Source organism: Pyxidicoccus fallax (assembly GCF_012933655.1).
GTDB lineage: Bacteria > Myxococcota > Myxococcia > Myxococcales > Myxococcaceae > Myxococcus > Myxococcus fallax.
In genome coordinates, this window is the sequence record NZ_JABBJJ010000165.1 from 15736 (window position 1) to 27058 (window position 11323).

10 protein-coding genes are annotated in these 11323 nt (G+C 69.4%); 5 read left to right on the forward strand and 5 right to left on the reverse strand.

Annotated features, from left to right (window positions below; genetic code table 11):
- Nucleotides 1–191: 191 nt before the first annotated feature.
- The 4 genes from HG543_RS29850 (at nucleotide 192) to HG543_RS29865 (ending at nucleotide 3353) form a co-directional block, all read left to right on the forward strand.
- Nucleotides 192–1082: a hypothetical protein gene (locus tag HG543_RS29850; protein WP_343073469.1), complete on the forward strand. Its 891-nt coding sequence runs from the start codon at nucleotides 192–194 to the stop codon at nucleotides 1080–1082.
- Nucleotides 1083–1223: 141 nt separating this feature from the next.
- A complete protein-coding gene (locus tag HG543_RS29855; protein ID WP_246357394.1) occupies nucleotides 1224–2006 on the forward strand; it encodes a hypothetical protein in 783 nt (260 codons plus the stop codon).
- Between the two features lie 11 nt (nucleotides 2007–2017).
- On the forward strand, nucleotides 2018–2605 hold the full coding sequence (locus HG543_RS29860) for an imm11 family protein (RefSeq protein WP_169348298.1): 588 nt from the start codon (nucleotides 2018–2020) through the stop codon (nucleotides 2603–2605).
- Between the two features lie 13 nt (nucleotides 2606–2618).
- Nucleotides 2619–3353 (forward strand): immunity 49 family protein, encoded by a 735-nt coding sequence (locus HG543_RS29865; RefSeq protein ID WP_169348299.1) that lies wholly within the window; start codon nucleotides 2619–2621, stop codon nucleotides 3351–3353.
- 19 nt (nucleotides 3354–3372) lie between these two features.
- Here the strand turns inward: HG543_RS29865 and HG543_RS29870 are convergent, their stop codons facing one another.
- The 4 genes from HG543_RS29870 to HG543_RS29885 form a co-directional block, all read right to left on the reverse strand.
- Complete coding sequence (locus HG543_RS29870; protein WP_169348300.1) at nucleotides 3373–3900, reverse strand: SRPBCC family protein; 528 nt, start codon at nucleotides 3898–3900, stop codon at nucleotides 3373–3375.
- A 150-nt stretch (nucleotides 3901–4050) separates the two neighbouring features.
- The gene (locus HG543_RS29875; protein ID WP_169348301.1) at nucleotides 4051–4575 is read right to left on the reverse strand and encodes a hypothetical protein; all 525 of its coding nucleotides are present in this window, start codon (nucleotides 4573–4575) and stop codon (nucleotides 4051–4053) included.
- Nucleotides 4576–4789: 214 nt separating this feature from the next.
- Nucleotides 4790–5167 carry a hypothetical protein gene (locus tag HG543_RS29880; RefSeq protein WP_169348302.1) on the reverse strand — a complete coding sequence of 126 codons (378 nt, stop codon included), beginning with the start codon at nucleotides 5165–5167 and terminating at the stop codon, nucleotides 4790–4792.
- 39 nt (nucleotides 5168–5206) lie between these two features.
- The gene (locus HG543_RS29885) at nucleotides 5207–7954 is read right to left on the reverse strand and encodes a beta-propeller fold lactonase family protein (protein WP_169348303.1); all 2748 of its coding nucleotides are present in this window, start codon (nucleotides 7952–7954) and stop codon (nucleotides 5207–5209) included.
- Between the two features lie 234 nt (nucleotides 7955–8188).
- On the opposite strand from HG543_RS29885, the gene HG543_RS29890 reads away from it, so the two are divergent.
- Nucleotides 8189–10783, forward strand: coding sequence for a glycoside hydrolase family 15 protein (locus HG543_RS29890; RefSeq protein ID WP_281404477.1), 2595 nt, complete (start codon nucleotides 8189–8191; stop codon nucleotides 10781–10783).
- Nucleotides 10784–11124: 341 nt separating this feature from the next.
- On the opposite strand, the gene HG543_RS29895 is transcribed toward HG543_RS29890, so the two are convergent.
- Nucleotides 11125–11323, reverse strand: a 199-nt coding sequence (locus HG543_RS29895; RefSeq protein WP_281404478.1) for a penicillin-binding transpeptidase domain-containing protein, incomplete at its 5' end; no start/stop codon positions are given.

Sequence of the window (11323 nt, forward strand, 5' to 3'; positions counted from 1 at the left end):
GTATGTCCCTGGCCGTCACCGGATTGGGCCTGGTGTGCACGCTAGGCCATGACGTGGTCTCGGGTTGCGCGGCGCTGCGCTGTGGGATGGCTCGGCCCCATCCGCTCGGACTCCAGGTTGTGTCTTCTGGAGACTCGCCTGGAGTGGAGCCCGTCGTGGGGCACCCACTGCGAGGACTGAGCGACGGTTTCGTGGGATTGGGATTGTACGCGTTGCTGGCGCGGGAGGCAGTCCGGGATCTCCTTCTCTACTCGAGGCTCCCCACCGAGGATGCGTGCTTCTGGGGTGACACGGCGCTGTTCCTCTGCCTCTCGGGTGCTCGGACGCCGGAGCAGGAGGAGCAGGAGCTTGATTTGTACGAGAGGCTCCCTCCGCTGGTGCTCCGGCATACCCGGCTGGCCATTCGTCCAGAGTTGCGACGTGTATTGCCGTATGGACACGTCTCCGTGCTCGCCGCGATGAAGGAGGCGTCCGAAGCGCTCGTGGCGGGGCGGTTTCAACGAGCACTCATCCTGGGCGTGGACAGCCTGACGAGCGACCTGGGCGCTCTTGAAGCGCTGGCCATGCGCAGGCGCCTCAAGACTCCGGAGCATCCCGTAGGGCTGATGCCCGGAGAGGCCGCGGCGGCACTGCTGGTGGAGGATGTCGCCGTGGCGCGGAGACGGGGAGCTCGGATCGAGGCGCGCGTGGAGGCACTCCAGGTGAGGGGCGTGGAAGCAGCCCCAACGGACCAGGAGGGCGCTCCCTCCGTGTTGCGCCTCGCGGAGACTCTCGAAGGCACCCTGGCCGCCGCTACCCGGATTGGAGACGTCTACGGTGACCTCAATGGCGAGGAATCAAGAGCCAGGGAGTGGGGCACCGCGCTGGCGCGGCTTCGAGTGAGACCGGTGCTGGCCGAGGCGCGTACCCACTGGCCGGCGGTGTCCCTGGGAGACACGGGAGCCGCGAGTGGCGCCATCGCGGTGGCCGCGGCAACGCGCTCGTTCGTCAGGAATTACGCGCACGGGGATGAGCTCCTCATCTGGTCCAGGTCTGATTCCGGCGCGGTGGCGGCCGGCCTCGTCGTTCGTCCAAAGGAGTGAGTGCGCATGGCATCGAGCGATACCCATCTGGTCTGGGACCCGAAGACGCTCAACCACAAGGACCGCCCTTCCGGGTTCGGTTGCTTGTGGCGACATTCCCTCACGGACAATGCGGGATGGCCTGCTCATCCCTGCAACCACATGTCCAACTCGTACAATGTGTCCCTGAACGAGCGCAGCGCGCTCTACAACAAGGACCACCAGACGATTGCCCGACGGATGAAGCTCGTGGATGAGGACTTCGCGCTGACCAGCAAGGCACAGAAGCGCGTCTGGAGGCGCTTCCCCGTCAGTGAGAACTCGGAGCGCAAGCTCACGTTCAAGGATTTCATCAAGAACGCGCGGAAGTCACTCACCTGGCTGCGCCGGGGGCCTGAAGGTTGGCACATCGGGGTGAAGCATCTGGCCCACGTGCCCAGGCAGCCGCGGAGAGTGGGGCGACGGCCGAACTTCCTGCCTCGCCAGAATGAGGTGCGGGGCGGCTATGGGGCCTTCTACCCGTACGAGCACAACCACCATCACCTCATCGCCATCGGAGCCGTCGAGGAGTGGGTCATCGGCAAGGGGGCCTCCGGCAGCCCGTCGCGCTCCGACCTGGTGGTGAAGCTCATCCTCATCTCGCGCTGGAACATCCATAACGAGAAGAACATGGTGCTCCTACCCCAGCAGGAGTTCGAGTCTCTCATCGTGGGGCTGCCAGCCCACTGCCCTTGGGGCGTGCCGGCGCACAGCGTCTATCAAACTTCGCTCAAGGAGCGGCTGCGCAAGCTGCGAAAGAAACTCGACCGCGCCATCACGCAGGAGAAGCACCCGAAGGACCTCAAGGCCGAGATCCTCAATGACCTGAACACCCTCTCGGTGGAACTATTGGAGCAGGTCAAGACCATGAGGGCCGGTGTTCAGCTCACGGCCGCCAACGTCTGAGCAACGAACCCATGTCCTATTCCTATTACACGTTCGGACACGCCCATGACCCCCGCGCGGTGGAGATCGTCGACCTGCCGGACAGGGTCGAGGAGTACTTCTACCTGAGCGATGGCATCCTCTGCGCCTCCTACCTGCCACCGACCACGGAGCTCAGCCTCTACGAGAACGCCGGGGACATGTTCACGGACTTCATCGACAACCCAGACAAGGTGCTCTACGTGTCCCAGCGAGTGCAGGACGTCCTGAAGGAGCGGGGGCTGGTGGGCGCGGCCGTTGAGCTGCTGCCCTTCGTCCTGCTGGACAAGCGCGGCCGTCGCGTCCGCGAGTCGTACGCCATTGCCAACCCGCTGGTGTGCGTATCGTGTCTGGATTTCGAGCGCTCCAAGTATCGGCGCACCGCCAGCGACCCGAACGAGCTCGCCGAGGTCAAGCTGTTGTACGTGCGTGAGGACTCCATCCCTGATGACGCCCAGCTCTTCAGGTTGGCGGAACTCACGGACATGGTCGTCCTGCGCTCCGACCTGCTGGAGGCCTTCCAGAAGGCGGGCCTCACCGGACTCGCCGTCCACCCGGCGGGGAAGACCATCCCGGGTTGAGGCCCCACCGCGCATGGACTCGGTTCTCGACAACCTCCTCTTCCTCCTGGGCCAGCGGATGCCGCGGCTCCAGTCGTCCTCCGTGAAGCCGGATGCGAAGCTGGCGCTGGAGACAGCGTCCTTGTGGCGGCAGTACGGCTGCGGCCTGCTGCTGTCCGAGCTGGACGAAGAGGGCTTCCGCGACGGCCTGGAGCAGGCGGCGACGCTCTACCGGGGCCTGCTGCGGCGCCGGAGCGCGTGCTCCGAGTTCGACCAGTACTACCTCGCCCGCAGCAAGGGCGAGCCCCTCTTCGACGCCCTGGCCACCGGCGCCTGGGTGCTGGCCCGGGACATCGCGGCGGACATGACGCCCACCTGGATGCAGCGGATGGAGGCCGAGGAGGACTTCCACTACTTCGGCGCGCTCATCGCCCTGCTCCTCCAGCGCACCGACCTGGACACGGAGCTGGCCGACTTCAAGCGCTGCCTCCAGGGCGGCCAGTCCTTCCGTTTCGACACCGTGAAGGCCCTGGCCGCAGCGGATGCCGATGCCTTCGAGGCGGGCCTGCTGGGGATGGTGGAGGAGCAGGCCGCCTGGGTGGAACGGCAGCAGCGCTCGGGAGTCTTCGACCCCTACCTGCACAAGACGGCGGCCTACGTCTTCGTCGAGGGCGCCGCGCTCGTCCAGCTCGCGAGGCATCGGGGCTTGAAGACCCAGGAGCAGTACCGTCTCATCCCCGCGCCCGCGCTGGAGGCCGCGCGCCGGTAGCCCCGCCCCGGGCCCCGCCTCACTCCACCCCGAAGCGCTGCGTGTACTCCGCCTCCATCCGCGTGTGGGTGGACCAGAAGGGGCGCACCTCCACCTCGTGGAGGGTGTCCTCCAGGATGCCCAGGTGCGTGTGCCAGCCGCTGGCCACGTTCGCCAGGTGCTTGCGGTCCAGGCGCCTGTGCGTCAGCACGAACATCACGTCCCGTCCACGCGGACTCAGCTCGAAGGTGACCTCGCTGTCCCCGCCCCACGTGTAGCTCAGCAGGCGCGGTGGCTCGCAGGCCGTGACGATGCCCGCGAGGCTGCACCCGTTCTCGAACTGCTTGTACCGCTCCGGCGTCGGCTCAGGATGCCGCGGCGAGAGGCTGGCGTGGAGGAACTGGAGCTCCACCCGCCCTCCCACGCGCAGCTCCATCGGTCCGGAGGCCAGCCACTTCCCGCGCTTCTCCGGCACCGTGAGGTACTCCCAGACGCGCTCGATGGGGCCGGGCAGCACCCGCTGGAAGCGCACCGTGCCCGCTCCCGCCACAACGCCGTAGTCGCTCATGGCCGGGCACCATAGAAGCGCCCCCATCGACCGTCAACCGAAGGGTTGAGCATCAGGCCCGCCACTCAGGGCCCCGGAAACGATTCGGGCCGCCCGCGGACCCGTGGAGGTCCGGAGCGGCCCGGGTGTACGAGCAACGTTGAAGGTGGCTCAGGCCGTCTGGGCGCCCACGTCGGGAGGCGCGTCGTAGGCCGGCGTGAGGTCGACCACGTTGACGGTGAGCAGGTGGTACACGATGCAGTTGCTCAGCCAGAAGAAGAGGGCGCTGTAGTGGACGTAGACGAGCGGCGAACCGGGCCACACCTGGAGCGGGTGACCGAAGACGTTGGCGGCCATGTACCCGCCGAACCACTCACCCGCCCAGCACACCACCATGCCGATGCCCAGGCGCGTCCACACCTTCACGCGGCGCGGGTAGAACCAGAAGAAGTGCAGGCTCCACAGGAGCCCCACGCAGCCGGCCCACAGGATGAGGCTCCCGAAGGAGAACCAGTGGTACGGCGACTCGGGGAACACCCAGCCCCAGTCCCCGTTCACCTGGCGCCACGCCACGTTCTGGGCCAGCTCCATGAACCAGAAGAGCGGCGCGATGTAGAGCACCTGCGTCAGCAGGATGCGCAGGTACATCGCGACCCGTCTCCAGAACGCCTGCATGGGCAAGTCGAGCGAGATCATGCTTCCCCTCAGCTCGCGGCGATGAAAAACGCCGCGCACATGAAGAACGTGATGAGTCTCATTTCTTGGTAATTTTCCCGGCGCCAACCGCTTACGAATGGGCGCCAGGACGCCCGGCCCACCTGAACGCTGATTCAGCTTCCACGCGCCGCGGCACGGGCAAACCCCAGGAGTCCCGAGGGCTTACCCCGCCCTGGCACATGGGCCCGGAGACTCAGGGCCCGATGGCCTTGGTGAAGCAGTATTCGAGGACAAACGTGCCGTTGACGTAGACGCGGCCGCCGCACTGCTCGATGTAGGTGTGGGACTCGATGTAATAGAAGCCCTCCGGCACATAAGCCCAGTGGTACATCTGCTCGGGGATGTGCTGGTAGACGAAGGCCCACTGCGACACCGCGTTGAAACGCGGCGCGGCAATCTCCTTGGCCGTCTGGGCGGACAGGCCCGGAAGGTTGCCATAGGGGACGGGGGTGGACAGCCCCGCCTCCAGGGTCCCCGTCGGCCCGGCGGGCAGGTCGGTGGTGCCCTCGTCACCGCCACAGCCCGTCCACAGCACGACCGCGCACAGCGCTCCCGCGAGCTTCGTCGTCATGTGACACCTCCTGAACCTGAATGGAGGTTCAACTTTACCCTACCGGCTTGTCGCGTCATCCGGTTTGGTGCCCTTATCCAGCTCATCCCGGTCCAGGGCGCCGTCCAAATCCCTGTCGATGCCGATGCGGACCTCGGAGCCCCTGGGCACCACCGTGTACGTCAGCTCGTTCCCCGCCCGCGCCAGCGTCTGGAGCAGGGACGCTGCCACCGTCTCCGTGGCCCGGTCCGACTGGAACACGCCGCCGCCCATATAGGTGTACCCACGGGCCACGCTGCCCTGGTTCCCCTTCACCACCACGCCCACCTTGCCGTTGTCCGCCAGTGACAGGAACGTGGACAGCGTCGACACCTGCGCGGCCGTGGGGCTCGCGGTGGTGAGCGTCACCTGCCGGCCCACCGCCGCATGCGTGTCCTTGCTGTTCGGCCCCGGCGGCTCCTGGATGGCCGTGGCCGAGCCCCTCGGCAGGTCCGAGCCGGAGAAGGCCAGCAGGAACGCCACCAGGTCCGCCACCTCCTGGTCGCTGGTCAGGTTGAAGACGGGCTCGGTGATGAAGCGCGCGAGCGAGTCCACGCTGCCGTCGTGCGCGAAGCCGAAGCCCGCCAGGTTCGACGTCTGCGTGAGGTCCATGCCCACCTTCTCGTGGAGGTTGCGCAGCTGCGAAATCTTCATCGTCACGTTGGTGAAGCCATCCACCGAGACGAGCCCGGTGTGGTGCTCGCCATTGGGCCCCACGGGGAAGGGCACGAACTGGCTCCCGTTCCACGTCATGTCCGGCCCCATGCCCGTGGGCAGCGTGTGGCACGCCGAGCACGCCAGCCGCCCCGAGTCCAACAGCCGCGGCGGCCGGTACATGTTCAGCCCGCGCACCGCGTTGCCATTGGGCAGCGCCTGCCCCGCCGCGCCGAAGCGCCCCGTGGTGAAGTGCCCCGGCAGGGGCAGGCTCGTGGGCAGCGTGTTGTCGACGTTGCGGAACGGGTTGGGCGGGAACGTCAACGTGGCGAGGAAGTCCTCGAACTGCTGCATCTCCACCACGGTGAGCTGCGCGTCGTCGCCCTGCAGGCTCACGAAGGCGCCGTTGAACTCCTCGAGCCCCGCCTTGTCGCCGCGCCAGTGCAGCGGCTCCTGGCCGATGATGTCCTGGAGCGTCTGCGTCGTCATCGGCCCCTTCATGGTGTGCCACGGCTGGAAGCCCTGCGTGAGACCGGGGACGCCCATGCCCAGGTTCTGTCCGGTGACGTTCTTCATGTCGCCAGCCGGGTTGCCCAGATCCCACCCGAGCCGGTCGATGCGCCCGTCCACGTGGCACGAGCCGCAGGCGACGTGCCCCAGGCCGGAGCCCTTGTGCGTGTCATACAGGTGCTTGCGGCCCACCTTGATGGCGCCGGGGGACGGGTCGAAGAACGGCACCCGCGCCACCTCGGTGTTCGTCGCCGTGTCCACCACGGACACGCTGGCCGCGAACTTGTTGAGCACGTACAGCCGCGGGCCCGCGAACACCACGCCGGTGGGGCCCTCGCCCACGTCCACCTGCGTGACGCGCGCGCCCGTGTTGTCCACCACCACCACGTTGTTGGAGCCCATGCCCGTCACGTAGGCGCGCGTGCCAGCCGCGTTCCACGCCACGCCGCGCGGGTCTCCCAGCGACAGGTCCCTCGTGGCCTGGGCCACGGTGCTGGACGTGTACGCGAGGTGCGGGTTGAGGTCGAAGCGGTTGAAGGACGTCGGCGTGGCCGGGTCCACGGAGGCGGCCAGCACGCGCAGGAAGCGGCCCTTGAGGTTGGGCTCGAAGCGCACCTCGTTGAGCGCGTCCGTGCCCACCACGGTGACGCGGCCGCTCGTCGGGTGCACGGCCAGCCCCATGTTGAGGTTCATCAGCCCGCTGGCGTAGCTGACCGCCAGCGTGGACGCGTTGATGATGGCGAGGTCCCGGTCCGGCAAATCCCACCCCGCGCGCCGCCCGGACGCGGAGGCATTGGCGCCGGAGACGAAGGCCGTCCAGTCGCGCGCGTTGTCGTCCATCCACCGGCCGCTCGCGTTCTTCTTCACGATGAGGCTGACGGGCGGAGGCGTGGGGTTGCCGGACTTCTGCGCCGGGTTGAAGAAGGCGCCCGAGTTGGGCGGCGGGTTGACGCCGCCATAGGGGCCCGCGCTGCTGCTCACCACGTTGGGCGGGAAGCCTCCGCCTCCCATGGAGTTGCCGCCGCCGAGCACCGTGGTGCGGTTGCCGGACTCGAAGAAGGCCACGTACACCTGCGTGCCCGCCGCGTTGACGGCCAGCGCGCGCGGCTCCTCGCCCCCGAGGTTGAGGCGCGTGGGCGTGCCGAGCGGGCTCGCCGCGTCCACCACCAGCACGCGGTTGACCTGCGAGCAGGAGATGAAGGCCCGCTGCGGGCTGCCGGCGAAGACGACGTCCGCGGGCTCGTCGTCGGTGGGCACCGTGGCCCTCACGTTGAGCGTGGTGAGGTCCACGATGCTGACGCTGTCGGACACGTGGTTGACCACCCACGCCTCGGTGTTGCTCCGCGCGCGCACGGACACCGGGTCCAACCCCACGGGGATGGACGCGGCCAGCACCGGCGTCGTGCCGGACACATTGAACACCAGGAGCCGGTTGTCCGCCGTGTTGACGGCCAGCAGCTTCGAGCCGTCCGGCGTCAGCTCCAGCGGGTGCACGTGCGGGTGCTCCCAGTTCACGAACGCACCGGGGGACTGCGCCAGCGCGGACCCTCCCCACAGCGCGAGGCACGGCACCAGGGCCGCGAGGACGCGACGAACCACCTGCATGGGCTGTCTCCTTGGAACTCCGAGCGCGCCCCCACCCACACCGTCAGCGCGGCCCCGGCATCCGGCAATTACCGGCTAATCCGATAATAGCTGACCTTCAACCCGCGCTCCTGGCCACGGCCACGAGGGAACCTACGAGGACGGCGGGGTCCATGCCGCCCCGCGTCACGGGTAGGGCGGACATTCAGGGCATACCCGTTGGCCCTGGAGCCGGAAGACTCCAGAATCCGCCGCATGCATCCCCTTTCCAGCAGGTCCCGGCGCTCCTGGGGGGCGCTCCCGGGCGTTCCGCGCGCCGCGCTCGTCCTTCTCACCCTGATGTGTGGCGTGGCGCCGAGCGCGCGCGCCGAGGTTCCCGTCCAGCGCAGCTTCCTGCGCCTGTCCTCGTCCAACGGGCACGGCGCGGTGATGGTGGACCTGGAGCAGAAGAAGGTGACGCACTTCCGCGAGCACCTCTTCGCCACCGAGGAGCCCGTCATCGACGTGTCGGGCAGGGACGTCTTTGATCGCGGGCAGCCGCGGGTGGTGCACTCGCGCGACCTGCTGTTCGACGCTTTCTTCGGCCTGCGCTCGGGTGGCACGCAGCGGTGGCTGAACTCGAAGGACGTGAGCGTGGACGCGGACGCCAGCGGCTACTGGCGCTGGGCGGACGGGAAGACGGGCGGCACGGGCATCGCCTCCATGGTGCAGAAGGTGGGCGACCTGGAGGTGACGACGTTCGTCTTCGCGCCGCAGGCGGTGGAGCACGCCTCCTTCGTCATGGCGCTGCGCGTGCGCAACACGGGCAACGCGCCCGCCACCGGGGTGAGCGCCTTCTCGCTGCACAACTTCCACCTGGGCTTTGGCCGGCCGGGCGTCAATTCGGAGCTGGAGCAGAACGGCGAGACGGTGGAGGTGAATGGCAACGTCTTCTCGGAGAAGGGCTTCGCGGGCGTGCTGGCCATCCGGCCGGTGGGCGCGGTGGCGCGCAAGTCGGCGTGGCTGGCGTCGGCCACGGGCTCGGAGAGCGGCTACGACGTGGTGAACAACGGCGGCGGGCAGGACCTGCCGGAGTACACGGCGGAGCCCGCGACGGGCACGGGCTGGGTCACCGGGTACCAGTTCGACCTGGGCGACCTGGCGGTGGGCGCGGAGCGGTGGGTGGGCGTGGCCTTCGCGCACCACGCGGACCCGCAGGCGGGCGCCACGGCGCGCCAGTGGCTGGCGGACTACGCCGGCTCGTCCAACGCGCAGGCGCTGGTGAACGCGGAGGTGGCGCGCTGGGCGTCCTTCCAGACGGAGACGGTGAAGGTGCCGGCGGGCGTGACGGCGGACGAGGAGTCGGTGGTGCGCCACTCGGCGGTGGTGCTGCGCATGGCGCAGGTGCGTGAGAGCGAGGCCTTCCTGCGCGAGTGGCTGACGCGGGACAACGAGGCGCGCCGCACGCGCTTCAAGGGCCCCAACGGCGCCCAGGTGACGCTGCCGGGCACGGTGCGGCACGCGGGCAAGGGCGCGGTGCTGGCCAGCCTGCCGCCGGGGGAATGGACCTACGCGTGGATTCGCGACGGCGCGTACGCGGCGGCGGGCATGGCCACGCTGGGCATGCGCACCGAGGCGCGCGACGCGCTCGCGTACTACCTCAACGCGGACAGCGGCCGCTTCCGCGACTTCAACGAGCTGCGGCCGTACAACATGCCGCCGTACATCATCACCCTCACGCGCTACCACGGCTTCGGCACGGAGGAGACGGACTACAACGAGTCCGGTCCCAACATCGAGTTCGACGGCTTCGGCCTCTTCCTCTGGGCGCTGCGGCACTACGAGCGCACCACGGGGGACGTCACGCTGGCGGACCAGTACTGGAACACGGTGACGACGCGGGTGGCGGACGCGCTGGTGGCGCTCATCGACCCGGGCACGGGGCTCATCCGCGCGGACTCGTCCATCTGGGAGACGCACTGGAACGGGCGGCAGCGCCAGTGGGCGTACACCAGCCTCACCGCGGCGCGTGGCCTGTGTGACGCGGCGGCGCTGGCCGAGCGCAAGGGCGACACGGAGCGGGCGCTGCGCTACCGCAACGCGGGCGAGGGCATCCGCCGCGCCATGGCGGAGCGGCTGACGGACAACCACTACGTGCTGGCCTCCAACCTGGAGGAGCTGGAGTCGGGCCGGGGCTACTTCGACGCGGCGGTGTTCGACGCGTTCGCCTTCGGCCTGTTCGACCCGAAGGGGAAGATTGCCCAGGCCACCTTCCGGAGCCTGGACCTGCGGCTGTCCTCGCCGGCGGGCGCGGGCTGGCAGCGCAACGACGACCGCTATGACCACATGGGTGGCTCGGACCTCAGCCCCTGGGGCGGCGAGTACGACAGCGCCGAGTGGGTCATCGTCAGCCTGCGCGGCGCGGTGGCGAAGCGCCTGGCCGGCGACACGCAGCGGGCGGACCGGGTGCTGGGCTGGGTGAGGGACCAGTCGCTGAAGAACTACCTGGCCATCGCCGAGACGTACGACGAGGCGAAGGGCACCTACAAGTACAACTCCCCCATGGCGGGCTTCGGCGCGGGCGCGTACGCGCTGGCGCTGGCGCAGCGGGCGGACGCGACGGAGGACCCGGCGTGCGGCGCGTACTTCGACGAGAGCACGCTGGTGAAGGACACGGACGCGGGCACGCCGGAGCCGGACGCGGGCACGCCGGACGCGGACGCGGGCGAGTGGGTGCCGCCGGACGCGGGCTCGGTGAAGGGTGACGTGGGCGGCAACGGCTGCAGCGCGAGCGGCTCCGGCGCCATGGCCGTGTGGCTGCTGGCCGCGTTCGCCGGCCTCGCCCTGGCCCTGCGCCGCCGCGGAGCCTGAGTCACCCGCGGGGCCCGCGCCGGTGCACCGGCCGCGCGCGGGCTCCGGGGCGCGCTCCCCGGAACCACCCGAGGGCCTGTGCCGGCTCCACCGTGCGGGCCCCGGGCCGTGTGGTGAGCGCCGGGCCTGACTGCTTCGGCTCAGCCGAGGGCCCGCGCCGGCTCTACCGTGAGGACCCTGGGCTGTGTGGTGAGCGCCGGGCCTGGCTGCTTCGGCCTCACCCGAGCGCCTACGCCGGCTTCACCGTGCGGACCCTGGGCCCGTGTGGCGGTCGCCAGGCCTGATTGCTTCGATCTCACCCGAGGGCCCGCGCCGGAGCACTCCGCGCGGGCCCTCTCGCGTTACAGGGCTTCGGCGAACCTCGCGGCCATGGGCGCGGCGACGCGGCCTCCGACGCCACCGCCCTCCACGAGGATGGCGAAGCCGACGCCCTTGCGGAACCCGATGAACCACGCGTGCGTGGGCAGCGGGGTGCCGGTGCCGAACTCGGCGGTGCCCGTCTTGCCGGCGAGGTCCGGCACGCTCGCCCCCGCCCTGCCC

Coding starts and splice junctions, on each gene's coding strand:
- HG543_RS29855 (WP_246357394.1), top strand. CDS start 1,224: ATGTCCAACTCGTACAATGTGTCCCTGAACGAGCGCAGCGCGCTCTAC.
- HG543_RS29860 (WP_169348298.1), top strand. CDS start 2,018: ATGTCCTATTCCTATTACACGTTCGGACACGCCCATGACCCCCGCGCG.
- HG543_RS29865 (WP_169348299.1), top strand. CDS start 2,619: ATGGACTCGGTTCTCGACAACCTCCTCTTCCTCCTGGGCCAGCGGATG.
- HG543_RS29870 (WP_169348300.1), bottom strand. CDS start 3,900: ATGAGCGACTACGGCGTTGTGGCGGGAGCGGGCACGGTGCGCTTCCAG.
- HG543_RS29875 (WP_169348301.1), bottom strand. CDS start 4,575: ATGATCTCGCTCGACTTGCCCATGCAGGCGTTCTGGAGACGGGTCGCG.
- HG543_RS29880 (WP_169348302.1), bottom strand. CDS start 5,167: ATGACGACGAAGCTCGCGGGAGCGCTGTGCGCGGTCGTGCTGTGGACG.
- HG543_RS29885 (WP_169348303.1), bottom strand. CDS start 7,954: ATGCAGGTGGTTCGTCGCGTCCTCGCGGCCCTGGTGCCGTGCCTCGCG.
- HG543_RS29890 (WP_281404477.1), top strand. CDS start 8,189: ATGCATCCCCTTTCCAGCAGGTCCCGGCGCTCCTGGGGGGCGCTCCCG.